Source organism: Rhizobium sp. CBN3, from assembly GCF_030518245.1.
In the GTDB taxonomy this organism is placed as follows: Bacteria; Pseudomonadota; Alphaproteobacteria; order Rhizobiales; family Rhizobiaceae; genus Rhizobium; species Rhizobium aethiopicum_A.
In genome coordinates this window covers 119992-143985 of sequence record NZ_JAULSE010000014.1, presented here as the reverse complement: position 1 = coordinate 143985, position 23994 = coordinate 119992, and the positions used below count along the sequence as shown (strand labels likewise).

Genomic DNA, 23994 nt, shown 5'->3' with positions numbered 1-23994 from the left:
GCCGCCCGACGTCCACCAGTGCAGCATCTGCACTTCCTTGACGTCAGCAGCCTGCGCCGCACCCAAACCAGCCAGCATCACGACAGCAACAGCTGCCGAGCTCATGAACTTATTCATCGAAGAACCTCCCAGTTCCCGTTTGGAGATGCGGGACCATTCCCGCACCCGATCACCCGCCCTCCTCAGGCGTAGTTTCGTCGCCGGCGAAGCCAGCCTCAGGTTCGCGGCATCCACCAGTTGGTGCGCTTGCCGATATGCATGTTCAGCGTCTTGGTCTCCGTATAATCCTCGACCGCGTGGCGGCCGAGCTCCCGGCCAAGGCCGCTCTGCTTGTAGCCGCCGAAGGGCAGTTCCGAGGCGCCGTCCATGAAGGTGTTCATCCAGACCGTGCCCGCCCGCACCGATCGGCCGATGGTCAGGCAGGTATCGAAATCGCGGCTCCAGACACCGGCCGACAGGCCGTAGTCGATGGAATTGGCAATCCGGATCGCTTCGGCAGTCGTTTCGAATGTCAGGACCGACAGGACAGGGCCAAAGACTTCCTCGCGCGCCACCGCCATGTTAGGCGTGACAGCTTCGAGGATCGTCGGCGACATGAACTGCCCCATGCCGAGGTCGAGCCTCTCACCGCCATGGGCAATCCGGGCGCCGCTGCTCCTGGCGCCGGCGACATAGCCCGAGATCTTCTCCAGATGCTGCGGCGTTATGATCGCGCCGACCTGCGTCGAAGAATCGAGCGGGTCACCGACCTTCACATTCTTCGATAGTTCCGCAATCCGTTTGACGACGTCGGCAGCGATCGATTTGTGCAGGATCAGCCGCGACCCGGCGTTGCAGCACTCGCCGGCATTGAAATAGGCACCGAAGACCGCAGCGTCGATGAAGGCGTCGAGATCGGCATCCGGGAATACGATCTGCGGGTTCTTGCCGCCGAGTTCCAGCGAGACCTTCTTCAGCGTCTGCGCCGCATTCGACATCGTCAGTTTTCCGACACCGGTCGAGCCGGTGAAGGAGACCATATCGACGTCGGGATGGGACGTCATGACCGCGCCGACCTCAGGTCCCGTACCGGTGACAATGTTGACGACGCCCTCGGGAATGCCTGCTTCCTGCAGGATTTCACCGAGCACGAGGGTCGATCCCGACGTCAGTTCCGAGGGCTTGACGACGGTCGTGCAGCCTGCGGCCAAAGCGAAGGGCAGTTTCTGGCCGACGATCAGGAACGGAAAATTCCAGGGCGTGATGATCGATACCACGCCGATCGCTTCGCGCAGGACGACGCCGAGCGTGCCGTCGCCAAGCGTGTTGTAGCTTTCGCCGTGGAGGTCACGGGCAAGGGCCGCCGCGTACCGCCATATGTCGACGGAGCCGGCGATTTCACCCCGCACCTGCGTGATCGGCTTTCCTGCCTCGATCGCATCGAGGAATGCGAACTCTTCGGCACGTGCGGCGATCAGATCAGCAGCCTTGAGCAGAATAGCGGACCGTTCGGAAGCCGTCATCCGCGGCCACGGCCCGAGGTCGAAGGCCTTGCGCGCGGCAGCAATGGCGCGTTCGGCATCCGCCTTGCAGCCGGTCGGGAAGCGGCTGACCACGACCCCATGGCTCGGCGCGACACGCTCGATCGAATCGGCGGCGCCGGCCTCCCATCTGCCGTCGATGAGCATCCTGAAATCACGCGCTTTGTGGTTGCTCAGTGCGGTGGGGTTGACGAGGACCGTCATTACCATTCTCCCTTGAATGTTGCCGGGCGCTTCTCGCTGAACGACGCGACGCCCTCCTTCAGATCGCCGGTCTTGGCGGCGAGGATCGAGCCCAGGGCTTCGACCGCGGTTCCATTGTCTTCGCCGTTCGCCGATGCAATCATCAACTTTGCGATCTCGATGGCCGCGGGACCCCTTGCAGCAATCCGCTCAGCATAGTCCCTGGCGGCCGCCAGCGCGTTTCCCGTTGGAACCACCGCGTCGACGATCCCGAGCAGACGCGCCTCCTCGGCGGTAAAAATCTCGCCGCCGAGCGCCATGCGCCGGACGGCCTGCGCGCCAAACCGGCGCACGAGACGCTGGGTGCCGGACCAGCCCGGCACCATTCCGAGGCCGGTCTCCGGCAGGCCGATCTTGATGTGTTCCTCTGCGAGGCGAATGTCGGCAACGCCGGCCAGTTCGAGCCCGCCTCCCAGGGCGTGGCCGTTGAGGGCCGCGACCAGCGGCATCCTAAGCGTCGCCAGTCTTTCGAAGATGCGATGACCGTGGCGAACCCAGGCGTGACCGAACTCCTGAGGCTGCATTCCGCCCCAGGCCTTGATATCGCCTCCGGCGGAAAAGCCTTTCCCTTCGCCGGTCAGAACGGCAGCGCGCACATTCTGGTTCGCCTCCACCGCGTCGGCCGCCTCCGCCAAGGCTTTCAGCATATCGAGATCGAGCGCGTTCGACTTCTCCGGACGAGAGATCGTCAGCGTTGCCACGTGACCTTCGATATCGATCTTGACTGTTCCGCTAGCCATTGAAGGTGCCCTCCAATGTCCGCTCCCTCTTTGCCGGAAGCGAGAGTCCGATCTCAGCCTCCCGGAACAGTGCGGCGTCCATCACCTTCAGGTCGGGCGCGACGATCAGCCGGAATTCGGACTGCTCGAGGATTTGGGTTTGCAGATCGACGCCGGGCGCGATCTCGGTCAACACGATGCCCTCAGGCGTCAGCTTCATGACGCACCGCTCGGTGACATAGGTGATGTCCTGACCCTGCTCGATTGCGCGCCTGCCGCTGAAGGTGACGTGTTCGACCTCGTTCACCAGCTTCTTCAGCTTGCCTTCCTTCTCGATGAGAAGCGTCCCGTCGGCGATCGAAAGCTTCGCTCCGGCGTTGAACATGCCGGAGAAGACGATCTTCTTCGCCCGCGCCGTGATGTCGACGAAGCCTCCGGCGCCGGCCGTGACATGGGGCCGGAACGACAGCTTCGAGACGTTGACCGATCCGTCCTTGCCGATTTCGAGGAAGGACAAGAGCGACGCATCAAAACCAGCGCCCTGGAAATAGGTGAACTGATAGGGAGACGGCATATAGGCGTCGGCGTTGGAGGCACAACCGAAGGCGAAGTCGAGCAGCGGCACACCGCCGACCGCGCCCTGCTCGATGACCCAGGTGACGGCGCCGTGCAGCCCCTCCTCCAGCAGGATCCGCGGCACGTTGGCCGAGATGCCAAAGCCGAGATTGACGCAGCTTCCGATCTCAAGCTCCTGCGCGACACGGCGTGCGATGACCTTCTGGACATTGAATTCCGGAACGCGGAAGCTATCGAGCGGCCGGAAGATCTCTCCCGAAATGGCGGGATCATAACCCGTCTGCGTCGTCTGCTTCTGATCGGGATCCACGATGACATAGTCGACCAGCATTCCCGGCACCCGGACGTCGTGCGGTTTCAGCGAGCCTTCCGTGGTGATCCGCTTGACCTGCGCGATGACGATGCCGCCATTGTTGCGGGCGGCAAGCGCCTGATCGAGGCCGCCGAGATAGGCGCCTTCATGTTCATAGGTGAGGTTGCCGCGTTCATCGGCGGTGGTGGCCCGAATGATGGCGACCTGCGGGACGATCGAGGGGAAGAACAGCCAGTCGTCGCCCTCAAAGCTGACCCGCTTGACCACCGGATCGTCCGAAGCGAGAGCGTTCATCGCGCAGCCCTGCCGCTGCGGATCGACGAAGGTGTCGATGCCAACCTTGGTCAACACACCAGGTCGCTTGGCTGCGGCCTCGCGATGGATGTCGAACAATATGCCGGAGGGAATATTATAGGCCGGAATCTCGTTGTCGGTGATCATCTGCCAGATCAACGGCGGCTCGGCCGATGACGGGCCCGAGGGATAGGAACCGCCGATGATGCGCTTGAGCAGACCTTTCCTGGCGATATAGTCGACGCCCTTGATGCCGCTCATGTCGCCGGCAGCGATCGGGTGAAGGGTGGTAATGTGACTGGGATGACCGGTCGCATCGAAACGCTCGCCGATCGCCTTCAGCATCAGGTCGGGACAGCCGAGACCGCTCGACGACGACACCGTGACCACGGCGCCATCCGGGATCAGCGCGGCCGCTTCGGCTGGTGTGAGATGCTTCTTCATGTGAGTCACTTCGAACCCTGTTTCAATTTCACGCTCTACTGGCCATTACCGGCGCGGCTGTGCCGGCGCCGCAACTTTCGCGGACGACGAGCCGAACGGCTGTCGTTACCGTCTCCGCTTCGGCCTTGCCGGCATTGATCTGCTTGAGGAGCATCTGTGCGCCGCGGCGCCCGATGCCCTGCGGATCGACCGAGACCGTCGTCAGCGCGGGAACTGCCGCCTGCGCCTCGATGACGTCGTCGAAGCCGACGACAGCGAAGTCGGCGCCAGGCTCCAGACGACGCGCACGCAATCCGTCGCAGACTCCGAAAGCGACGGCATCGTTGAAGCAGACGGCTGCGGTGGGCCGGTCGCCAATAGCGATCGCTTTTCCGATCGCCTCCACCCCGCCCGCTCGGGACGGGGCGGACGAGATCACGAGTGCCTCGTCGTATCCGAGCCCGGCCGCCTCTATTCCGCTGCGGTAACCGGCAAGGCGATCATCGAAGACAGCGGTATCGGGAAAGCCGCCGAGAAATGCGATGCGCTTATGACCGAGACCCACCAGATGCTGAACGGCGGACATCATGCCGGCCCGGTTGTCGGAGACTATGGACGAGACCTTGGCGCCGGGCAGATTTCGTACGACGACCACGACGGGAATCCCTGCCGCAACCAGCGGCTTGAAGTCGGCGGCATCGGTGGCGCGCGCCGGCGAGACGATCAGGCCCGAAATGCCATGTTCGCGCATCGATGCGACGACCTCACGCTGCCTGTCGATGCTCTCACCGGTATTCGATAGGAACTGCACGAAACCGGCCGACTGAACGACCATGTCGACGCCGACCGCCAACTCCGCAAAGAAGCTGTTCGTCAGATCGTTCACGACGACACCGATAATCCTCGATTTGGAACCGGCCTGCCGAAGATTGGCTGCGCCGCGATTATAGACGTATCCGAGCTCGCGCATCACCGCACTGACCTTGGCACGCGTCGCCTCATTGACCAGGGAGGAGCCCTGAAGCACGAGCGACACCGTTGACTTGGAGACGTTGGCGGCCTTCGCAATGTCGATGACGGTCACCCGCGCCTTTGTCACTTCACCCTCCCGACGTCATTGTCGACTGATGCCTAATTATTTGGAACGTTCCAAATATGTCAAGAGACATTTCAATTAAAGCTGCCCTTTATTGACCTTTCCCTCTCCCCATCACGTCGCGAGCGGGGATCTTATTTTTGGAACGATTTAAATGGTGGAATCAACCCGACAGGCTTTTCCCAACGTTGCGAGCTCGGGCCAGCCTGCGAAATCTCTGACGAGGATGAATCGCGGCCTCGTGGATCCAATAGCCTGACGCAGAATCGCGATGCAGTTTTGCTGGAATTGCTCCCAAGGAACTCCCGCCCAGAGGCATTAGCGAAACTTTATCGTTTGTGGCTAATGCTACGGATAGGCGACGTGCCAGATCTAAAGCGGGGCCGGAAATGCCGCATTCGTTTGAAGCCATTCTGGAGAACTTGCCGCAGGGCATTGTTCTCCTTGATTCTGCCGATACGGTGACGGCTTTCAATTCCCGCGCGCTCGACATTCTCGGCCTTTCCGATGACACTCTGCGCAGAGGAATGAATATCGACGGCCTGCCCGGCACCGCCGACTGCCGTACAGCGGCTTGTTCAGGGTTGACGACCGGCAGGCCGCACACCTCGCAGTTTGCACTGGCCGACGGACGGATGATCTCATTGACCTGCGCCCCGTGGAGAGCGGGAAGCTGGATCCTCAGCTATGAAGACATTTCCACCCATATCCGCGTAGAAGACAATCTGACGAAACAGCATCACCGGTTCGACGCAGCTCTCAGCAATATGCCGCATGGGCTGTGCATGTTCGACGCGACGAAGAAGCTGATATTGTGCAACGCATCCTATGCACGGATGTACGATCTGCCGGATTTCCTGACTCAGCCCGGAACGTCGCTGGTGGACATCCTCGCCTATCGAAGCCGGCAGGGAAATGGTCCGGCCGATACCGCCACCTATTTTGACGTCGTCTTCGAAGCGACGGCACTCGGCGCGCCGGCGAGCCAGAACATCGCGCTCACCGACGGGCGCATCATCAAAATCACCCACAATCCGATGCAGAACGGCGGATATGTGGCGACCCACGAGGACGTCACCAAGACCGTGCGGCTGGCGGAAGAACTGCGCCGCCATCACAATCAGCTCGAAGCTACCGTGCAAAGCCGAACGGCGGAGGTCGAACGGCAGGCGCGCGAGCTTGAGCGGATGCTCGCCCAGGAGCGGAGCATCAACGAATTGCAGCGCCAGTTCGTGGCGATGGCATCACATGAATTCCGCACCCCGCTTGCAATCATCGATGCTGCCGCTCAGCGGCTGCTGCGGAAAGGGGGCGCGGTCGAGCCCGAATTTCTCAACGACAAGGTCGAGCAGATCCGTGCATCGGTGAGCCGGATCGTCGATCTCATGGAGAGCATCCTGTCGGCCGGACGCCTCGATACCGGCAAGATCGATATCAGTTATGACGCCTGCGCGGTGGGAGCGTTGATCAGAACCTGCTGCGAGCGGCAGTCGGCGATCTCGAAGACGCATGGCTTCGTGCTCGACATAGACGGGTTGCCGGAATTCATCGATGCTGATCCCCGCAGCTTAAGCCAGGTCTTCACCAATCTGCTCTCGAATGCGGTGAAATACGCGCCAGGAACCTCCGAAATTCGTGTTGCGGCATGGGAGGAGACGGGCAATATCAAGGTTTCGATCAGCGACGACGGCGTGGGGATCGATGCTGAAGACGTGCCCCGGTTGTTTCAGCGCTATTTCCGCGCACGGACCTCGACCGGGATTGCCGGAACAGGTATCGGCCTCAATCTTGTGAAGCAGATCATCGAACTGCATCAAGGCTCGATAGAGGTGCGAAGTGCAAGAGGGTGCGGATCCACCTTCACCGTCACTCTTCCAATCAAGAGAGCCGCTGACGTTCTGGCGAGCAACGACGTTGCCTGACCATTCAGGCCCTCAAATGGCGTCCCGTAAGGCCGATTGCTCGTTCCCGAACTGACGGCGCAGGATTGCTGTCCGGCATATCTACCCTATCATTCTCGCAATAGAGGAGGACCATGCCATGGCTTTCATTCACACCCCGGATGCATTCGCCAGCGAGAGGACGACGTCGATGTACGCGTCGGCCGAGGCGAATTATGGTTATCTGCCGAACATGTATCGTGCCTTCGGCCACCGGCCGGAGGTGATGGAGAGCTGGGCGGGGCTGCTTTCGAGCATTCGCGGCCATATGAGCCTCAGGCGCTACGAACTGGTGACGCTGGCGGCGGCCAAGGAACTCAAATCCTCTTATTGCATGCTGGCGCACGGCTCGGTGCTGCTGCGCGAGGGATTTACCACCGACGGGCTGACGGCGATTGTCAACGAGACGGAAAAGGCGCCGATCGATGCCGGCGAACGTGCGATCATGGCCTTTGCGGCCAAGGTGGCGCGCGATGCGACATCGGTCACGCAGCAGGATATAGACGGATTGAAGAAACACGGACTGAGCGATGCCGAAATCTTCGACGTTACGGCCGCCACAGCGGCCCGGTGTTTCTTCTCGAAAATGCTGGATGCGCTCGGTGCGGCCCCCGACCATGCCTATATCGAGCGGCTGGAGCCGAATGTGCGAAAGGCGCTCAGTGTCGGCCGCGAGGTCGAGCGGCCTTTGGCGCCCTCGCCGGCCGGCGGCGCATCGCAATAATGCGTGTCGGCTGACGCCAGCGGCTGTGGCCCCTACTCTTCCGGCTTATCGGCAAAATGCCGGATCGCAAACTCGGCAATAGTCTGGCTCGAGCGATCGGCATCATCGAGCAGCGCGGGAAACAGCTGCCACTGATGCGGCATGCCCGGCCAGACCTCGGTGGTGACATCCACGCCCTCCCCGCGCGCTTTGTCGGCGAGGCGCAGCGTGTCATCAAGCAAGGCTTCGCCGGAACCGACCTGCAGCAATAGCGGCGGGAATCCGGTCATATCGGCATAAAGCGGTGATGCCTGAGGATCGGCCGCAGGCCGGCTGCCGAGATAGGTCTTGCGCAAGGTCTCGATCCACGCCTTATCGACCAGCGGGTCGCTGCCGGCATTCGCCGTGATCGATCCGCCCGTCGCTGCAAGATCGGTGATCGGGCTCAGCGCAATCACCGCCGCCGGCAAGGGTTTGGCCGCCTGCTTCTGCCGCAGCACCGCCTCGAGCGCAATGTTGCCACCGGCGCCGTCTCCTGCCACCACGACGTTCTCGTTGCTATAACCGTTATCGAGAAGCCAGCGATAGGCCGTCAGCGAGTCGTTGATCTGGGCCGGATAGGTATATTCCGGCATCAGCCGATAATTGATCAGAAGCACGTCGCTGGATGCGGCCTTGGCGAGCGAACCGGCGAACAAGCCGTGCGTGCGGATGGAACCGCCGGAAAAGCCGCCGCCATGGATGTAGAGAATCGCCCTTTTGCCGATCGGGTGATGGAGCCGGGCGGGCCACATCAGCTCGCCATCCACACCGTCGGCATCGACCTGCCTGACCTGGATGCGCGTCGGCCCCGGCATCGTTTCCATCAGCCTGGCGAAAGCAGCCCTGCGCTCTTGCAGGCTGTCGGCGCCGGCAAAGTGCTCCTTCCACAGGCCGAGCAGTTTTTCGACCTGGGCACGCGAGGACTGGCTTTGCGGCCCGATGTCCTCTCCCAGCGCCAGCGGTGCCGACAGGATCAGCGCGGCCAAGGCGGGAAACAGATATCCGAGCCGCTTCGGCGCTCTTCGATCAGCATTTGACAAAATCCGCCCCTTCATCAATCTCTCCCGATGATGCTGCCGATGGCCGTATCTTTGGCCGCTTCGCCCAGCGGAGTCAAAAGGGTGACGAACGCAACCTTCCGCTTTTTTCTCCAACGAGCAGGCTGATGCCGGCCGGCGCGGCAGCTGCCGGACTGCTGCGGGCTGACCGGACTATCATTGGAAGAAATCGACAATTGTTGCCGGCGCTGCTTGCCATCTGCCAGGGTTCCATCGGAAATAGGCTCCCGCCCTGCCCTTAACTCCAATGCTTCGGCTCGCGTAGGAATGAAGGATACCGATGACCACCATTTACCTTGCCGGCCCGGAAGTCTTTCTTCCCGATGCGCTGCCCATCATGGCCGAGAAACGCCGATTGGCGCGTCAGTTCGGCTTCGAACCGACCGGTCCCGGCAGCGACGAAAACCAGACGCCGATAAAGCGGACGGCTGCAGAGATCTACGCCCGCAATGACGTCGCCATGCGCAAGGCGGAAATCTGCCTCGCCAACATCACACCCTTTCGCGGCGTCAGCGCCGATCCGGGTACGGTCTACGAGATCGGCTTCATGATTGCTCTCGGCAAATCGGTCTTCGCCTATACCAACCACCCCGACGACTATGGGCTGCGCGTCCGCTCGATCTGGTATGCGGGAATGGAGATCGATGAGACGAGCGGACGTCCGCGCGGGCCGGACGGCATCGCTATCGAAAATCACGGTATGGCTGACAATCTGATGATCGACGGAGGCGTCGAGGCGGCGGGAGGCAAGGTATTCCGTGCGACCGCTCTGCCGGCGGATCCTGCACGCGACCTGGCGGTTTATATTCAGGCGCTTCAGACGATCGCTGGCCTGCGTGGGTAGGAATTGCGCCCTTTACTCCGCCCTGATCGCGTCGATCACCGCCCTGAAGCCCGCAGACATGTGGCGGCGGCTGGGATAGTAGAGATAGAGCGGTTCCTCCGGCTGACACCAGTCATCGAGCACCTGGATGAGTTCGCCGTCGGCAATGGCCTTTTCGACGCGAGGCTCCCAGATATAGGCAAGACCGACGCCGCCGAGCGCAGCCTTCATCATCAGTTCGTGATCGTCGAGCGACAGCGGTCCGGTCGGCTGAAAACTCAACGTTTGGCCGTCCTTCTCGAATTCCCAGGCATAACGCGCACCGGAGGGAAACATGTTCTGGATGCAAAGATGGCGCTTGAGATCGTGAGGCGTTCGCGGCCTCGGGCGCCTCTCGAAATAGGCAGGTGAACCGACAACGACCAAGCGGATGCGCGGCTTGATGCGCAAGGCGATCATGCCTTCCGTGACACGTTCGCCGAAACGGATGCCGGCATCAAAACCTTCTTCGACGATGTCGACCAGCCGGTCGGTCGCGTTGATTTCCAGCTGTAAATTGGGATTACGCTCAATCAACGGGGCGATGACACGGCCGATGACGAAAGGACCGATCGAATTCGGCACGTTGATCCTCACCCTGCCGAAGGGCGTATCGCGGTAGCGGTTCAGCGCATCGAGCGCGGCCGCCATCTCCCCGAAAGCCGGGGCGAGATGTGAGACTAGGAGATCGCCGGCCTCCGTCAGTGAAACGCTGCGTGTCGTACGGTTGAGCAGGCGGATGCCAATTCGGTCTTCCAGATTGAGCACGGCATGGCTGACGGCAGAGGCCGTGACGCCCCGCTCCTCCCCCGCCTTGCGGAAGCTCTTGTGCCGCGCCACGGCCGCGAAGGCCGCCAGTTCGGAAAGTTCGGTCGCCCGCATTGCTGAATTTTGCTCATCATAGTTTCAATAATAACAAATCTTATACAGCATCAACATTTCGGTCAAATTCACTCTGTCAGCACAGAGATGCGACGCCAACAGAGGAATTCGTCATGAAAGTCTGGTTTATCACTGGTGCATCCCGCGGTTTCGGCGCGCTGATGACCAAGGAAGCGCTTGCATCAGGCGATGCCGTCATCGCCACCGCCCGCAACCCCAAGACCATCATCGAGCAATTCGGGGACCATCCGAACCTGTTGGCCGTCGCCCTCGACGTCACCAACGAGACGCAGGCGAAGAAGGCTGCGGCCGCCGGCATCGCCCGCTTCAGCCGCATCGACGTTCTCGCCAACAATGCCGGCTACGGCCTGCTCGGCGCCGTCGAGGAAGCCTCAGCCGAAGAGATCGAAAGGATCTATGCCACCAATGTCTTCGGTCTCCTGAAGGTGACACGCGCCGTGCTGCCCTATATGCGTCGCCAGCGTTCCGGCCATATCCTGAATTTCTCCTCGATCGGCGGCTATTTCGGCTATCCCGGCTGGGGCGTCTACGGCTCGACAAAATTCGCCGTCGAGGGACTGTCGGAATCCATAGCCGCCGAACTCGCACCCTTCGGCATCAAGGTGACGATCGTCGAGCCCGGCTTCTTCCGTACCGACTTCCTCGCCGACAGCTCCCTGGCAATAAGCCCGGCCTCGATCGCCGATTACGAAGGCACGCCGGCCGGAAACATGCGCAATTTCGCCGTCGACGCCAATCACGCCCAGCCCGGCAACCCCGCCAAGCTCGCTGCCGGTATCATGACGATGGTCAACTCGGCCAAACCGCCGCTGCGCATGCCGTTCGGCAGCGATACGGTCACCATGATCGCGGCGCAGCATGCGAGTATCGAAAGGGAATTGGCCGCCTGGCGCGAGCTCGCCGTCTCCACGGATTTTGCAAACCAGGCAACCGCTGGGGCCTGAGCAGCCAAGACCAATGCCGCCACATTCGGCTTTGGGCATGCGGCGGCAGCGCCATGGAGACGGTGCAAAGAACGCCTTGCGGCAAATTGGCATTCGCCTCTCGCCGGGGATGGCCTAGATGTAAGTCAGACCGTGACCCCTGAAGAGGCAACACATGTCCATCAAGACCATCTGTATCTATGGCGCCGGCGCCCTTGGCGGCGCCATCGCCGCCAAGCTCGCAGGCAGGGAAGATAACGACGTCGACGTCTCCGTCGTCGCGCGTGGGGCGCATCTCGATGCGATCCGCAGCCACGGTATCAGCCTGCGCGAGGCCGATGCGGAAACCCCGCTCAAGGTGCGCGTGACGGCAACCGACGATCCAAAGACATTGCCGCGGCAGGATCTCGTCATCACCGGCCTCAAGGGACATCAGCTGCCGCCTGCCGCCGAAGGGATCGCCGGTCTGCTCAAGCAAGGCACCCGCGTCGTCATGATCCTCAACGGCATTCCGTGGTGGTATTTCCATCGCGATACCAGGAGCGGACATGCGGAGCTGCAATTTGATGAGCTCGATCCCGGCGGCAGGCTCTGGCGGCTGATCGGGCCGGACCGCGTGGCTGGCTGCGTCGCCTATCAAGGTGCGGAAGTTGTCAGCCCGGGCGAGATCCGGCTTTCTCATAACGGCCGCTTCGTGCTTGGCGAGCCCTCCGGCGAAATGTCTGCCGATCTTTCGGCCATAGCAGCGGTGCTGACCGGCGCCGGCCTCAGCATTACGACCACGGCGGACATCCGCAGTGAAATCTGGAGCAAGTTGATGGGCAACGCCGCCTTCAACCCGATCAGTGCTCTGACACGGGCGCTGATGACCGACATCATGGCGGATCCGGCGCTCATGGATATGGTCAGCAAGGTCATGAAGGAAGTGCGCGCCGTCGGCGTCGCGGTCGGCGCGGATTTCGCCATGTCAGTCGAGCAGCGGCTGGAGCAATCGCGCTACATCGGCGGCGTTCGAACCTCGATGCTGCAGGATTTGATCGGCGGCAAGGCGCTCGAAATTACGCCGCTTGTGGGCATGCTGGTGGCGCTTGGACGCTTGACCGCCGTGCCGACACCGGTATCGGAGACGATCCTGGCGCTGGTGACGCAACTGGATCGGGAAAACCGGCGCGGCAACTGACAAGGGCTGAAGGGGGCCGATTTCCAACTTTTCGTTAACCGGCATGCTGATAAAATCTCGCCAAGTTATCAGACGCTGCGAGACCGATGCCGAAACCGAATTTCCGCTTCACCCATTACGATCTCAAGGAACAACGCGCCGGAACGATCGTCGAGGTGTCGCTGAATGCGGTGAACAATGTTCGTCTGATGACCGCGCCGAACTTCCAGCGTTTTACCGAGGTTCTCGATTTCAAATATATCGGCGGCGTGGCGCGCAAGTCGCCAGTCAAGCTCACCGTTCCGGAAAGCGGCCACTGGCACGTCGTCGTCGATATGGAAGGCCACCACGGCCTTGCCGAATCTGCCGTCAAGGTGATCGCCGCGCCACCCAATCAGAAGACGCCGCGTTCTTCCTGACATTTAGACGGGTCAGCGCGGATTGCGCTCCTTGCGAAGCTTCGCCCACCATTCCAGCCGCTTGCGGATGTCGCGTTCAAAACCGCGTTCCGGCGGATCGTAGAAGGTCTGGCGGCCCATTTTCTCCGGGAAATAATCCTGGCCGGAAAAGGCATCCGGCTCGTCATGGTCGTAGCGATAACCTTCGCCGTAGCCCTCGCCCTTCATCAGCTTGGTCGGCGCATTGAGGATATGTTTGGGCGGCAACAGCGAGCCGTTCTGCTTCGCGGCCTGGCTTGCCGCCTTGAAGGCCGTATAGACGGCATTCGATTTCGGAGCAGTGGCGAGATAGACGCAGGCCTGGGCGAGCGCGAGCTCCCCCTCCGGCGATCCGAGATAGTCATAGGCGTCTTTGGCGGCGTTGCAGATCACCAGCGCCTGCGGATCGGCAAGGCCGATATCCTCCACCGCCATGCGCACCAGACGCCGGCCGAGATAGAGCGGATCCTCGCCGGCATCGAACATGCGGGCGAGATAATAGAGCGCAGCATCCGGATCCGAGCCGCGCACCGACTTATGCAGCGCCGAAATCAGATTGTAATGGCCATCCTGCGCCTTGTCGTAGACCGGGGCACGGCGCTGGACGATACGCGTCAGGCCTTCAGTGTCGAAACTCTCCCCCTCGCGCGCCGCGCGCCAGACCTCTTCGGCAAGCGTCAGCACCGCGCGGCCGTCACCATCGGCCATGCGGATCAGGCTGGCGCGGGCCTCCCCGGTTAGGGGCAGCGGCCTCTGCTCGATCGCCTCGGCGCGCGTCAGCAATTCCTCCAGGCTCTCCTCGTCGTGTGACTTGAAGGTGAGGACGCGGGCGCGCGACAACAGAGCGGCGTTGAGCTCGAAGGAGGGATTTTCGGTAGTGGCGCCGACGAGGATGACGGTGCCGTCCTCCATAACCGGCAGGAAACTGTCCTGCTGGGCGCGGTTGAAACGATGGATCTCATCGACGAACAGCAGCGTCTGGCGGCCGTCCATGCGGCGCATGCGAGCCGCCTCGAACACTTTCTTCAGATCGGCGACGCCGGAAAAGATCGCCGATATCTGCTCGAAGGCCAGCCCCGCTTCACCGGAAAGCAGCCGCGCCACCGTCGTTTTGCCGGTGCCTGGCGGACCCCAGAAGATCATCGATCCGAGCGAACCACTTTCGATCATCCTCTTCAGCACGCCATCCTCACCGGTCAGATGTTCCTGACCGGTGACATCGGCAAGCGTCTTCGGCCGCAACCGGTCGGCAAGCGGCCGCCTGGCGGCAACCTCTTCCGGAACACGCGGCGCGAAGAGATCATTGCTCATCGAAAGAACTGCCTGATGCGCTGGCCGTCGCGCTCGATCTCGACCCGCCACAGGCCGGGGTCGCTATCGGCGATCTCAGAGAGCTCTTTGGTCGATTTCACGTCCGTCCCGTTGATCGAAACGATGATATCCTTGGGCTCAAATCCAAGGCGGGCTGCCGGCGAATCCTCCTTGACATCCGCAACGACGACGCCCGCCGATTCCGAGGGCATACGCAATTCGTCTGCGACACGCGGCGACAGGTTTTCGACGACGGCGCCGGTAAAGGGTGTGCGCCCGCCGATGACGCGCTGGTCGCGCGGCGAGGTTTCCGGCGCGCGATCCAGCGCCAGCGATAACTGCTCCTCGCGGCCGTTGTCCATGACGGTAAGATTGACCGATCTGCCAAGGCCAGCTGTCGTCAGGCGATAGAGCAATGCGTCCGGATGCTCGACGGAGATGCCGTTGACTGACGTGACGATCTGACCGGCCTTCAGCCCGGCCTTGGCCGCCGGGCTGCCTTCCGAAACCTTGACGACGAGTGCGCCGCGCACCTTGTTGAGTCCAAGGGCTTCGGCGACTTCCGACGTCACCGCATCGAAGCTCGCGCCGACATAGGGCCGCTCGAAGGATTTGACGCCGGCATCGGCGGAAGCGAGGAAGACCTTGACGAGATTGGCGGGAATAGCGAAGCCGATGCCGTTCGAGCCGCCGCCGCGCGAGAAGATCGCCGTATTGATGCCGATCAGTTCGCCCTTCATGTTCATCAGCGCGCCGCCGGAATTGCCGGGATTGATCGACGCGTCGGTCTGGATGAAGAAGCCGAACTCGTTCTTGACCACCTGATTGCGGGCAAGCGCGGAGACGATGCCGCTCGTCACCGTCTGGCCGACACCGAAGGGATTGCCGATCGCCAGTACGAGATCGCCGACCTCGACGGTATCGGAATTGCCGATCGGCAGCGTCGGGAAGCTCTCCTTGGTGTCGATCTTCAGCACGGCGAGGTCGACGCGGTCGTCGCGCAGCACCACCTTGCAGGGAAATTCGCGGCCATCCGACAGCGCCACCTTGATGTCGTCGGCGCCTTCGACGACGTGGTTATTGGTGACGACGGTGCCGTTCGCCTCGACGATGACGCCGGAACCGAGCGAGGACTGCTTTTCGGATCGATTCGGCATCTGCTGGCCGAAAAACTGCTCGAAGAAGGGATCGCCCGCAAAGGGCGACTGACGCTGGATGATCTTTTCCGCATAGACGTTGACGACTGCGCCCGACGTCTGCTTGACGAGCGGCGCGAAGGAGAGCTGCATCTGCATCTGGCTCTCAGGCACCGTCTTTGCCGTCTGCGCCTGGGCTGCAGCCGGCAGAACGAGTATGAGAGCGAACAGCGAAACGGAGGCGCGCTTGAACAGGCCTTTCATGGGTATCCCTTTTGAATCCTCTTGAGCAACGTTGTAGCGTCCGACGCTAGAAAGGAAAGAGGGCGGAAGCATGGAAGAATAAGGCAAGGGAATGCCTTGAAGTCGCTGCGAATTTGATTCAGGAAGATCAGCCATGGAACTGATATCAAAAGCCAAAATCTGGGCAAAGTCACTGAGGCGTGACATCGTAGCGCTGTGGCTTGCCGCCCGCGATCCTCGCGTGCCCTGGTATGCGAAAGCGGTCGCCGGCGCTGTCGCAGCCTATGCGCTTTCGCCGATCGATCTGATCCCCGATTTCATCCCTGTGCTCGGCTATCTCGACGATCTCGTCATCGTACCGCTCGGCATCCTGCTGGCGACGCGACTTGTGCCGGCAGAGGTGATGGCTGCGCTTCGCGAGGAGGCCTCAAGGCGGATTGAGCGCCCGTCCGGCCGGGCAGGATTGATCTTCATCCTTGTCGTCTGGCTCGCCTGCATCATCTTTCTGGCTCTGGCAGTGCGCAAGCTGATTTGATCGGCAGTAAAGGAAGATGATGATGACATGGCGAATGTCGGCCGCGCTCGGTTTGGCGATCCTGATTTTCCCATCGGATCCGGCATGGTCGGCGAGCTTCGATTGTGATGCGAAGGAATTGAAGCCGGACGAAAAGGCGATCTGCGACAACCGCGCCCTCAACGATGCCGACGTCAAGATGGTAACGACCTTCGAGCTGCTCTCCGGGCTGCTGGCGATGGGCGCGCGCGGAACATTGCAGGACGAGCAGACCGCCTGGCTGAAGAAGCGACAGGAATGCGGGGCCGACGCGGCCTGTATCAAGGCTGCCTATGACGAGCGGATGAAGCAGCTCGGCGAGACCTACAAAAACATCAACCGGCCGCTTTGACAGCGGCCGGCTTGGTAGAGCAGCTGACTTTTAATCAGCGGGTCATAGATTCGAGACTAGCGAGCGTTCAGATCCCGCACGGCGCCGCGATCGGCGCTCGTCGCAAAGGCTGCGTAAGCCTTCAGCGCGGTGGTGACGTTGCGCTTGCGAACCTCGGTCGGCTGCCAGCCCTTGCTGTCCTGCTCGGCGCGGCGGGCGGCGAGTTCGGCCTCGCCGACGCGCAGGCTGATCGTGCGGTTCGGAATATCGATATCGATGATGTCGCCTTCGCGCACCAGGCCGATCGTGCCGCCGTTTGCCGCTTCCGGCGAGACGTGGCCGATCGAGAGACCCGAGGTGCCGCCGGAAAAGCGGCCGTCGGTGATGAGTGCGCAGGCCTTGCCGAGGCCTTTCGACTTCAGGTAGCTCGTGGGATAGAGCATTTCCTGCATGCCGGGACCGCCCTTCGGGCCTTCGTAGCGGATGACGACGACGTCGCCGGCCTTGATCTCGTTGGCGAGGATCGCCTTGACCGACGCATCCTGACTTTCGAAGACGCGGGCCGGGCCGGAGAATTTCAGGATCGATTCATCGACGCCGGCCGTCTTGACGATGCAGCCGTCGACCGCGAGATTGCCTTTCAGCACGGCAAGACCGCCATCCTTGGAGAAGGGATGTTCGACCGAGCGGATGACGCCGTTCTGGCGATCGGTGTCGAGTTCGTCCCAGCGAGCTTCCTGGCTGAAGGCAACCTGGGTCGGGATGCCGCCGGGAGCGGCGCGATAGAAGTTGCGGACGGTGTCGCTCGTGGTGCGGGTGATATCCCAGCGGTCGATCGCATCGCCGAGCGTCTCGGCATGGACGGTCGGGCAATCGCGGTTCAGCAGGCCGCCCTTGTCGAGCTCGCCGAGGATCGACATGATGCCGCCGGCGCGGTGGACATCTTCCATATGCACATCGCTCTTGGCGGGCGCGACCTTCGACAGGCATGGCACCCGGCGCGACAGGGCATCGATATCGGCCATGGTGAAATCGACCTCGCCTTCGTGAGCGGCGGCCAGGATGTGCAGGACCGTGTTGGTCGAACCGCCCATGGCGATATCGAGCGCCATGGCATTCTCGAAGGCCTGCTTGGAGGCGATGGTGCGCGGCAGCGCCTTGACATCATCCTGCTCGTAATAGCGGCGGGCGAGATCGACGATCAGGTGGCCGGCCTCGACGAAGAGGCGCTTACGATCGGCATGGGTGGCAAGCGTCGAGCCGTTGCCGGGCAGCGACAGGCCGAGCGCCTCCGTCAGGCAGTTCATCGAGTTTGCCGTGAACATGCCGGAGCACGAACCGCAGGTCGGACAGGCCGAACGCTCGATGACCTTGACGTCGTCATCGGAGATCTTGTCGTCGGCAGCCGCGACCATGGCATCGACGAGATCAAGTGCGTGTTGCTTGCCATGCAGCACGACCTTGCCCGCTTCCATCGGACCGCCGGAGACGAAGATCGTGGGGATGTTGAGGCGCAGCGAGGCCATCAGCATGCCGGGGGTGATCTTGTCGCAGTTGGAAATGCAGACCATGGCGTCGGCGCAATGGGCATTGACCATGTATTCGACGCTGTCGGCGATCAACTCGCGCGAAGGCAGCGAATAGAGCATGCCGTCATGGCCCATGGCGATGCCGTCGTCGACAGCGATCGTATTGAACTCCTTGGCGACGCCGCCTGCCGCCTCGATTTCGCGGGCGACGAGCTGGCCGAGATCCTTCAGATGCACGTGGCCCGGCACGAACTGGGTGAAGGAATTCACCACCGCGATGATCGGCTTGCCGAAATCCGAATCCTTCATGCCCGTGGCGCGCCAAAGGCCGCGCGCGCCCGCCATGTTGCGGCCGTGGGTCGTGGTTCTGGAACGGTAAGCTGGCATCGGTGTCTTCCTCGACATATCGGAAACATCAGGCGAAGCCGGGGCGGCAATGAAGCCTGCGGACCGGGCGAACGCCGCTTTTTGGAATTGTCCTAATCCAATCGATGGGGGCTGTCACTACCGGCAAGGCCAAATCCGGTACGCTGCCGGGAGAAGCGCGTTGAGCGCCATTCGAATATATACGGTTCGGCGGGCCTTTGGTTACACCCCTATTCCATCACAGCCGAACACAAAAAATTGGCTTCCTGTCAGCAATATTCAAGGCATAGAAATTGATCCGAACATGCGGGCGGTTCGTTTAAGGACTATATTCGGAATATCCGCCCTGGAGGTTTTCGACATGCCAAGTTATCGCCACCCGAAGATCGCGTCGTCGGAGATCACTCCGCGCCAGGTCTATCTGCGCCGCCGTGAATTCCTGGGCGCAGCGACGCTTGGCGCCATGGCGCTCTATGGCGCCGGCAAGGCGAGCGCGGCCGCCCTTTCCGCCGTCGAGAGCAAGTACAAGGTCGATGAGAAGACGACGCCGATCAAGGACGTCACGACTTACAATAATTTCTATGAGTTCGGTCTCGACAAGGGCGACCCCGCCGCTCTCTCCGGCGATTTCAAGCCGCTGCCCTGGACGGTCAAGGTCGACGGCATGGTCAACAAGCCAGGCACCTTCGACGTCGAGGCGCTGATGAAGGAATTCCCGATCGAGGAGCGCACCTATCGGATGCGTTGCGTCGAGGCGTGGTCGATGGTCATTCCATGGAACGGGTTTCCGCTGTCAGCGCTGCTCGACAAGGTGGAACCGCTCGGCAGCGCCAAATATGTCGCCTTCGAAACCGTCGTGCGGCCGGAGGAGATGCCGGGGCAGAAGGGCTTCTTTCAGTCGCTCGACTGGCCCTATGTCGAGGGGCTGCGGCTGGACGAGGCGCGCCACCCGCTGACGCTGCTTGCCGTCGGACTGTATGGCGAAACGCTGCCGAACCAGAATGGTGCGCCGATCCGCCTTGTCGTGCCGTGGAAATACGGCTTCAAGGGCATCAAGTCGATCGTCAGGATCACGCTCACCGACCAGCAGCCGAAGAACACCTGGCAGGTGACCAATCCGCAGGAATACGGTTTCTACGCCAACGTCAATCCTGCCGTCGACCATCCGCGCTGGAGTCAGGCCACAGAAAGACGCATCGGCGAAAGCGGCTTCTTCGGCGCCAGCCGCCACCCCACCCTGCCCTTCAACGGCTATGCCGATGAGGTGGCGAGCCTTTATGCCGGCATGGATCTGAAGGCGAATTTCTGATGGCCGAACTGTCGCTCGCCATCCCGAAGCGCTGGCAGCCTGCCTCCGTCTGGCTGCTTTATATCGCCGGGCTCGTGCCCGCCGTCCGGACCTTCTATCTCGGCGCAACCGATCAGCTCGGTGCCGATCCGGTCAAGACCTTCGAGCTCTTCCTTGGCATCTGGACGATCCGCTTCCTGATCGCAACGCTTGCAGTGTCCCCTGCCCGCGAGTTGTTCGGCTGGAACTATCTCCGCTATCGCCGCGCTCTCGGTCTTTTGACCTTTTACTACGCGCTGATGCATTTCACCGTTTACATGGTGCTCGACCAGGCGATGGATATTCAGGCCGTCATCAACGACGTGCTGAAGCGCCCGTTCATCATGTTCGGCATGGCTGGCCTTGCGATGCTTATTCCCCTGGCGGTGACATCCAATAATTTCTCGATCCGTCGCCTCGGCAATCGCTGGATCTGGCTGCACCGCCTCGTCTACATCATTGCCGCCTCCGGGGCTCTGCATTTTGCGCTTTCGACCAAGATCCTCAATCTCGAGCAGTTTATTTATGTGGGGTTGATCATCGCGCTCATCCTTTACCGCTCCTGGCGGCCGATCGCACGCAGTCGGAAGAAAAGCCAGGGGCGGCAACGCAATCGTGCGGCGGCGTCGGTTTCCTGAAGCCAGCTGTCAACGGCGCGTGGGATCAGAAGCACAGGCCGCGGCGATGCCGATTGCATAGGCCAAGATATTCCACAGTGAGAATATCCGGCCAAGCAACAGCGCGCCTGCCGTGGTCAGCCGAAACGTGTCGAGCCATGGCGTGTGATAGAGCCGGAACAATTCCACTGAGATCGCGATGACCAGCGCGATGATGGCAAGGACTGCCGGCCGGGACCGTGCAACGATGAGCGCCACCAGCAGATAGACCATCGCCCCCCAGAGCGCCGATCCACCATATTTGACGACGACGAAAGGCAGATCGACCGCATATCCGAACCGTCTGAGCGCCAGCCCAAGCACTATCACCGCAAATAGAGCTGCGAGGCGAAGGAACCGCGCTTGAGAGTAGGTTTGAATGATTTCGCGCAATTGGACCTGGCCTATATCAATCAACCCGTTGATATCGAATTACGAGAGGTGCTGTCTGCCGCCGCAGATCGGCGCTGACATTTTCGTCCATGACCACTGCACAAACGAAAACAGCCGGGCTTTGTGAGCCCGGCTGTTTCTATCCGCAGGAGCGGAAGACTTAAGCGGCGACGGCCTGCTCTTCGGCAGCGACGCGGGCCTTGTCGGCTGCGCCCTTGGCGAAGGTGTCGCGATCAACGAATTCGACAACGGCCATGGCGGCATTGTCGCCCTGGCGGAAGCCGGCCTTCATGATGCGCAGGTAGCCGCCGTTGCGGGTGGCGTAACGCGTTGCGATCGTGTCGAACAGCTTCGAAACGACAGCAGCATCGCGGATCTGCGAGATCGCCTGACGGCGAGCATGCAGGTCGCCGCGCTTGCCGAGCGTGACGAGCTTCTCGACGATCGGACGGATTTCCTTGGCCTTCGGCAGGGTCGTGACGATCTGCTCGTGGGTAATCAGCGAAGCCGCCATGTTGGCGAACATCGCCTTGCGGTGGCTTGCAGTTCTATTCAGCTTGCGGCCGGCTTTACCATGGCGCATTGCTATTCTCCTTTATTGCAGGTGCCCTTACGTTAATTGGGCCTGCCGTTTCCTGGCACATGCAGGCGATCGGCCTGCTGTTTGACGGGGAAAGGCAGCCGAAAGAGCCTGCCTTTTGTTATGTTCTTGCGATCGGCGTGCGGGCGGAAAACCGCTTTACACTTTTCCTCACGCCGCTCAGTACTGGTCTTCGTAACGCTTGGCGAGATCTTCGATGTTCTCGGGCGGCCATGCGGGCACTTCCATGCCGAGGTGCAGGCCCATGGAAGCGAGAACTTCCTTGATTTCGTTCAGCGACTTGCGACCAAAATTCGGTGTGCGGAGCATTTCTGCTTCGGTCTTCTGAATGAGGTCGCCGATGTAGACGATGTTGTCGTTCTTCAGGCAGTTTGCCGAACGGACCGACAGTTCGAGTTCGTCCACCTTCTTCAGGAGAGCCGGGTTGAAAGCGAGTTCGGTGACTGCTTCCTCTTCGGTTTCCTTCTGCGGCTCGTCGAAGTTGACGAAGACGCCAAGCTGATCCTGGAGGATGCGCGCCGCGAAAGCGACGGCGTCTTCGCCGGTGATCGAGCCATCGGTTTCGATGGTCATGTTCAGCTTGTCGTAGTCGAGAACCTGTCCTTCGCGGGTATTTTCAACCTTGTAGGACACCTTCTTGACCGGCGAATAGAGGCTGTCGACCGGGATAAGGCCGATCGGAGCATCTTCCGCACGATTTCGTTCGGCCGGAACATAGCCCTTGCCGTTGTTGACGGTGAATTCCATGCGGATTTCGGCGCCCTCGTCGAGCGTGCAGATCACATGCTCGGGATTGAGGATTTCGATATCGCCGACCGTCTGAATGTCGCCAGCCGTGACAACGCCAGGACCCTGCTTACGGACGACCATGCGCTTCGCGTCGTCGCCATCCATCTTGATGGCGATTTCCTTGATGTTGAGCACGATATCCGTTACGTCTTCGCGGACGCCGGGAATCGAGGAGAATTCGTGCAGCACGCCGTCGATCTGCACCGCCGTGACGGCAGCACCGCGCAGCGAGGAGAGCAGAACGCGGCGCAGCGCGTTGCCGAGGGTGAGGCCGAAGCCGCGCTCAAGCGGTTCGGCGACGAGCGTCGCCCTGGTGCGCGAGCTCGAGGAGAACTCCACCTTGTTCGGCTTGATCAGTTCCTGCCAGTTCTTCTGAATCATGAGTTTGCCTTCCGTTCGTTGCCACCATCCAATCGTGACAACCGAGCTTGAAAACCACCGGGAGCACCAAGGCGCTCACCGGTGACGAGAGCGATGATCAGACGCGGCGCTTCTTGCGCGGACGGCAGCCATTGTGCGGGATCGGAGTCACATCGCGGATGGACGTGATCATGAAACCTGCAGCCTGGAGCGCGCGCAGAGCCGATTCACGGCCCGAACCCGGACCGCAGACTTCGACTTCCAGCGACTTCATGCCGTGCTCCTGGGCCTTCTTGGCGCAGTCTTCGGCAGCGATCTGAGCAGCGAAGGGGGTCGACTTGCGCGAGCCCTTGAAGCCCTTGGCGCCAGCCGACGACCAGGCGATCGCATTGCCCTGCGCGTCGGTGATGGTGATCATCGTGTTGTTGAAGGTCGAGTTGACGTGAGCGACACCCGACGAGATATTCTTGCGCTCACGACGGCGAACGCGGACGGCTTCCTTAGCCATGGTATTCCTTTCGTTGATCTCTTCACCGCCGTAATGCCAGCGGCTACACCGGAACGGCGCCTATATGGTCCCGCTCCAAACTCAAAAGAGGCCGGCGCAGACCGCCAGCCTCCCCACCCCGGTTTCCCGGAAATTACTTCTTCTTGCCAGCGATTGCCTTTGCCGGGCCCTTGCGGGTGCGGGCATTGGTGTGCGTGCGCTGACCACGGACCGGAAGGCCGCGGCGATGACGCAGGCCGCGATAGCAGCCGAGGTCCATCAGACGCTTGATGTTCATCGCGGTATCGCGACGAAGATCGCCCTCGACCTGATAGTCGCGGTCAATGGCTTCGCGGATCTGAAGGACTTCGGCGTCCGTCAGCTGATGCACACGACGTTCAGCCGGGATACCGACCTTCTCGACGATTTCCTGTGCGAATTTCGGACCGATCCCGTGAATGTAGGTCAGCGCGATAACAACGCGCTTTGCAGTCGGGATGTTGACGCCAGCGATACGTGCCACGCCTGTTCTCCTTGCATTCCAGTTGCCATCCGGCAAGTGGGCTTCGTTATGCGGTCTTTGGAACCGCTCGTTCAGATTTACGTCCGTAACATGTCAAAACGACCGCACCCGGACTTCCCTGGGAAATCCGCGCCGATCGCAGGGAATGTCGCGAGTTGGCGCGGTGTTTAGCGGAATC

The 23994-nt window shown here is 61.4% G+C and carries 24 protein-coding genes; 10 read left to right on the top strand and 14 right to left on the bottom strand.

Features of this window, described 5'->3' with window-relative positions; genetic code table 11:
- Positions 1–215: 215 nt before the first annotated feature.
- Genes QWJ46_RS21285 through QWJ46_RS21270 form a run of 4 tightly spaced genes read right to left on the bottom strand, consistent with a single transcriptional unit; the run spans position 216 to position 5187 of the window.
- Positions 216–1724 carry an aldehyde dehydrogenase family protein gene (locus tag QWJ46_RS21285; protein WP_302753655.1) on the bottom strand — a complete coding sequence of 503 codons (1509 nt, stop codon included), beginning with the start codon at positions 1722–1724 and terminating at the stop codon, positions 216–218.
- Positions 1724–2503 (bottom strand): enoyl-CoA hydratase/isomerase family protein, encoded by a 780-nt coding sequence (locus tag QWJ46_RS21280; protein ID WP_302753653.1) that lies wholly within the window; start codon positions 2501–2503, stop codon positions 1724–1726. Before QWJ46_RS21280 ends, QWJ46_RS21285 begins: the two co-directional genes overlap by 1 nt.
- Positions 2496–4109: an acyl CoA:acetate/3-ketoacid CoA transferase gene (locus QWJ46_RS21275; protein ID WP_302753651.1), complete on the bottom strand. Its 1614-nt coding sequence runs from the start codon at positions 4107–4109 to the stop codon at positions 2496–2498. Before QWJ46_RS21275 ends, QWJ46_RS21280 begins: the two co-directional genes overlap by 8 nt.
- A 28-nt stretch (positions 4110–4137) precedes the next feature.
- Positions 4138–5187 (bottom strand): LacI family DNA-binding transcriptional regulator, encoded by a 1050-nt coding sequence (locus tag QWJ46_RS21270; protein WP_302753649.1) that lies wholly within the window; start codon positions 5185–5187, stop codon positions 4138–4140.
- Between the two features lie 386 nt (positions 5188–5573).
- On the opposite strand from QWJ46_RS21270, the gene QWJ46_RS21265 reads away from it, so the two are divergent.
- Entirely contained in the window at positions 5574–7106 is a 1533-nt protein-coding gene (locus QWJ46_RS21265; RefSeq protein ID WP_302753648.1) for a PAS-domain containing protein, read from the top strand.
- Positions 7107–7224: 118 nt separating this feature from the next.
- Positions 7225–7848, top strand: a complete 624-nt coding sequence (locus tag QWJ46_RS21260; RefSeq protein ID WP_302753646.1) for a carboxymuconolactone decarboxylase family protein — start codon at positions 7225–7227, stop codon at positions 7846–7848.
- A 32-nt stretch (positions 7849–7880) separates the two neighbouring features.
- On the opposite strand, the gene QWJ46_RS21255 is transcribed toward QWJ46_RS21260, so the two are convergent.
- A complete protein-coding gene (locus QWJ46_RS21255) occupies positions 7881–8855 on the bottom strand; it encodes an alpha/beta hydrolase (RefSeq protein WP_302753665.1) in 975 nt (324 codons plus the stop codon).
- Positions 8856–9207: 352 nt separating this feature from the next.
- Between QWJ46_RS21255 and QWJ46_RS21250 the strand changes: the two genes are divergently transcribed.
- Complete coding sequence (locus tag QWJ46_RS21250; protein ID WP_302753645.1) at positions 9208–9771, top strand: nucleoside 2-deoxyribosyltransferase; 564 nt, start codon at positions 9208–9210, stop codon at positions 9769–9771.
- A gap of 12 nt (positions 9772–9783) precedes the next feature.
- Here QWJ46_RS21250 and QWJ46_RS21245 read toward each other — a convergent pair whose 3' ends face one another.
- Positions 9784–10671 carry a LysR family transcriptional regulator gene (locus QWJ46_RS21245; protein WP_302753644.1) on the bottom strand — a complete coding sequence of 296 codons (888 nt, stop codon included), beginning with the start codon at positions 10669–10671 and terminating at the stop codon, positions 9784–9786.
- Between the two features lie 113 nt (positions 10672–10784).
- Here QWJ46_RS21245 and QWJ46_RS21240 point away from each other — a divergent pair, with 113 nt between their 5' ends.
- From QWJ46_RS21240 to QWJ46_RS21230, 3 genes are all read left to right on the top strand, one after another.
- A complete protein-coding gene (locus tag QWJ46_RS21240) occupies positions 10785–11636 on the top strand; it encodes an SDR family NAD(P)-dependent oxidoreductase (protein WP_302753642.1) in 852 nt (283 codons plus the stop codon).
- 154 nt (positions 11637–11790) lie between these two features.
- A complete protein-coding gene (locus tag QWJ46_RS21235) occupies positions 11791–12795 on the top strand; it encodes a ketopantoate reductase family protein (RefSeq protein ID WP_302753640.1) in 1005 nt (334 codons plus the stop codon).
- Between the two features lie 86 nt (positions 12796–12881).
- The gene (locus QWJ46_RS21230; RefSeq protein ID WP_064801929.1) at positions 12882–13193 is read left to right on the top strand and encodes a DUF1883 domain-containing protein; all 312 of its coding nucleotides are present in this window, start codon (positions 12882–12884) and stop codon (positions 13191–13193) included.
- 12 nt (positions 13194–13205) lie between these two features.
- Here the strand turns inward: QWJ46_RS21230 and QWJ46_RS21225 are convergent, their stop codons facing one another.
- Together QWJ46_RS21225 and QWJ46_RS21220 are read right to left on the bottom strand one after the other, a co-directional pair.
- The gene (locus QWJ46_RS21225; protein WP_184452853.1) at positions 13206–14522 is read right to left on the bottom strand and encodes a replication-associated recombination protein A; all 1317 of its coding nucleotides are present in this window, start codon (positions 14520–14522) and stop codon (positions 13206–13208) included.
- The gene (locus QWJ46_RS21220; protein ID WP_302753638.1) at positions 14519–15922 is read right to left on the bottom strand and encodes a DegQ family serine endoprotease; all 1404 of its coding nucleotides are present in this window, start codon (positions 15920–15922) and stop codon (positions 14519–14521) included. The genes QWJ46_RS21225 and QWJ46_RS21220 overlap by 4 nt, the downstream gene beginning before the upstream one ends.
- A 133-nt stretch (positions 15923–16055) precedes the next feature.
- Here QWJ46_RS21220 and QWJ46_RS21215 point away from each other — a divergent pair, with 133 nt between their 5' ends.
- A complete protein-coding gene (locus QWJ46_RS21215) occupies positions 16056–16436 on the top strand; it encodes a YkvA family protein (protein WP_184452857.1) in 381 nt (126 codons plus the stop codon).
- 19 nt (positions 16437–16455) lie between these two features.
- A complete protein-coding gene (locus tag QWJ46_RS21210; RefSeq protein WP_302753663.1) occupies positions 16456–16806 on the top strand; it encodes a lysozyme inhibitor LprI family protein in 351 nt (116 codons plus the stop codon).
- A 56-nt stretch (positions 16807–16862) separates the two neighbouring features.
- On the opposite strand, the gene ilvD is transcribed toward QWJ46_RS21210, so the two are convergent.
- Complete coding sequence (gene ilvD, locus QWJ46_RS21205) at positions 16863–18701, bottom strand: dihydroxy-acid dehydratase (RefSeq protein WP_302753635.1); 1839 nt, start codon at positions 18699–18701, stop codon at positions 16863–16865.
- 340 nt (positions 18702–19041) lie between these two features.
- On the opposite strand from ilvD, the gene msrP reads away from it, so the two are divergent.
- Entirely contained in the window at positions 19042–19989 is a 948-nt protein-coding gene (msrP, locus tag QWJ46_RS21200) for a protein-methionine-sulfoxide reductase catalytic subunit MsrP (protein ID WP_302753633.1), read from the top strand.
- Entirely contained in the window at positions 19989–20645 is a 657-nt protein-coding gene (msrQ, locus tag QWJ46_RS21195; protein WP_302753632.1) for a protein-methionine-sulfoxide reductase heme-binding subunit MsrQ, read from the top strand. The genes msrP and msrQ overlap by 1 nt, the downstream gene beginning before the upstream one ends.
- 9 nt (positions 20646–20654) lie before the next feature.
- Here msrQ and QWJ46_RS21190 read toward each other — a convergent pair whose 3' ends face one another.
- The 5 genes from QWJ46_RS21190 to rpsM all read right to left on the bottom strand — a co-directional run bounded on the left by QWJ46_RS21190 (position 20655) and on the right by rpsM (position 23816).
- The gene (locus QWJ46_RS21190; RefSeq protein WP_302753630.1) at positions 20655–21056 is read right to left on the bottom strand and encodes a DUF2809 domain-containing protein; all 402 of its coding nucleotides are present in this window, start codon (positions 21054–21056) and stop codon (positions 20655–20657) included.
- Positions 21057–21216: 160 nt separating this feature from the next.
- Positions 21217–21639 (bottom strand): 50S ribosomal protein L17, encoded by a 423-nt coding sequence (rplQ, locus tag QWJ46_RS21185; RefSeq protein WP_003573769.1) that lies wholly within the window; start codon positions 21637–21639, stop codon positions 21217–21219.
- Positions 21640–21816: 177 nt separating this feature from the next.
- Complete coding sequence (locus QWJ46_RS21180; RefSeq protein ID WP_003547579.1) at positions 21817–22827, bottom strand: DNA-directed RNA polymerase subunit alpha; 1011 nt, start codon at positions 22825–22827, stop codon at positions 21817–21819.
- A gap of 97 nt (positions 22828–22924) precedes the next feature.
- Positions 22925–23314, bottom strand: coding sequence for a 30S ribosomal protein S11 (gene rpsK, locus QWJ46_RS21175; protein ID WP_003547577.1), 390 nt, complete (start codon positions 23312–23314; stop codon positions 22925–22927).
- Between the two features lie 133 nt (positions 23315–23447).
- A complete protein-coding gene (gene rpsM, locus QWJ46_RS21170) occupies positions 23448–23816 on the bottom strand; it encodes a 30S ribosomal protein S13 (RefSeq protein WP_003573772.1) in 369 nt (122 codons plus the stop codon).
- Positions 23817–23994 lie beyond the last annotated feature (178 nt).

What these genes read in the sequence shown, in the direction of transcription:
- rpsK (WP_003547577.1), bottom strand. Translation starts at nt 23,314, where the DNA reads ATGGCTAAGGAAGCCGTCCGCGTTCGCCGTCGTGAGCGCAAGAATATC.
- QWJ46_RS21260 (WP_302753646.1), top strand. Translation starts at nt 7,225, where the DNA reads ATGGCTTTCATTCACACCCCGGATGCATTCGCCAGCGAGAGGACGACG.
- QWJ46_RS21225 (WP_184452853.1), bottom strand. Translation starts at nt 14,522, where the DNA reads ATGAGCAATGATCTCTTCGCGCCGCGTGTTCCGGAAGAGGTTGCCGCC.
- msrQ (WP_302753632.1), top strand. Translation starts at nt 19,989, where the DNA reads ATGGCCGAACTGTCGCTCGCCATCCCGAAGCGCTGGCAGCCTGCCTCC.
- QWJ46_RS21215 (WP_184452857.1), top strand. Translation starts at nt 16,056, where the DNA reads ATGGAACTGATATCAAAAGCCAAAATCTGGGCAAAGTCACTGAGGCGT.
- QWJ46_RS21250 (WP_302753645.1), top strand. Translation starts at nt 9,208, where the DNA reads ATGACCACCATTTACCTTGCCGGCCCGGAAGTCTTTCTTCCCGATGCG.
- QWJ46_RS21275 (WP_302753651.1), bottom strand. Translation starts at nt 4,109, where the DNA reads ATGAAGAAGCATCTCACACCAGCCGAAGCGGCCGCGCTGATCCCGGAT.
- ilvD (WP_302753635.1), bottom strand. Translation starts at nt 18,701, where the DNA reads ATGCCAGCTTACCGTTCCAGAACCACGACCCACGGCCGCAACATGGCG.
- QWJ46_RS21210 (WP_302753663.1), top strand. Translation starts at nt 16,456, where the DNA reads ATGATGACATGGCGAATGTCGGCCGCGCTCGGTTTGGCGATCCTGATT.
- QWJ46_RS21280 (WP_302753653.1), bottom strand. Translation starts at nt 2,503, where the DNA reads ATGGCTAGCGGAACAGTCAAGATCGATATCGAAGGTCACGTGGCAACG.
- QWJ46_RS21240 (WP_302753642.1), top strand. Translation starts at nt 10,785, where the DNA reads ATGAAAGTCTGGTTTATCACTGGTGCATCCCGCGGTTTCGGCGCGCTG.
- QWJ46_RS21285 (WP_302753655.1), bottom strand. Translation starts at nt 1,724, where the DNA reads ATGACGGTCCTCGTCAACCCCACCGCACTGAGCAACCACAAAGCGCGT.
- QWJ46_RS21265 (WP_302753648.1), top strand. Translation starts at nt 5,574, where the DNA reads ATGCCGCATTCGTTTGAAGCCATTCTGGAGAACTTGCCGCAGGGCATT.
- QWJ46_RS21245 (WP_302753644.1), bottom strand. Translation starts at nt 10,671, where the DNA reads ATGCGGGCGACCGAACTTTCCGAACTGGCGGCCTTCGCGGCCGTGGCG.
- QWJ46_RS21230 (WP_064801929.1), top strand. Translation starts at nt 12,882, where the DNA reads ATGCCGAAACCGAATTTCCGCTTCACCCATTACGATCTCAAGGAACAA.
- QWJ46_RS21220 (WP_302753638.1), bottom strand. Translation starts at nt 15,922, where the DNA reads ATGAAAGGCCTGTTCAAGCGCGCCTCCGTTTCGCTGTTCGCTCTCATA.
- QWJ46_RS21180 (WP_003547579.1), bottom strand. Translation starts at nt 22,827, where the DNA reads ATGATTCAGAAGAACTGGCAGGAACTGATCAAGCCGAACAAGGTGGAG.
- rplQ (WP_003573769.1), bottom strand. Translation starts at nt 21,639, where the DNA reads ATGCGCCATGGTAAAGCCGGCCGCAAGCTGAATAGAACTGCAAGCCAC.
- msrP (WP_302753633.1), top strand. Translation starts at nt 19,042, where the DNA reads ATGCCAAGTTATCGCCACCCGAAGATCGCGTCGTCGGAGATCACTCCG.
- QWJ46_RS21235 (WP_302753640.1), top strand. Translation starts at nt 11,791, where the DNA reads ATGTCCATCAAGACCATCTGTATCTATGGCGCCGGCGCCCTTGGCGGC.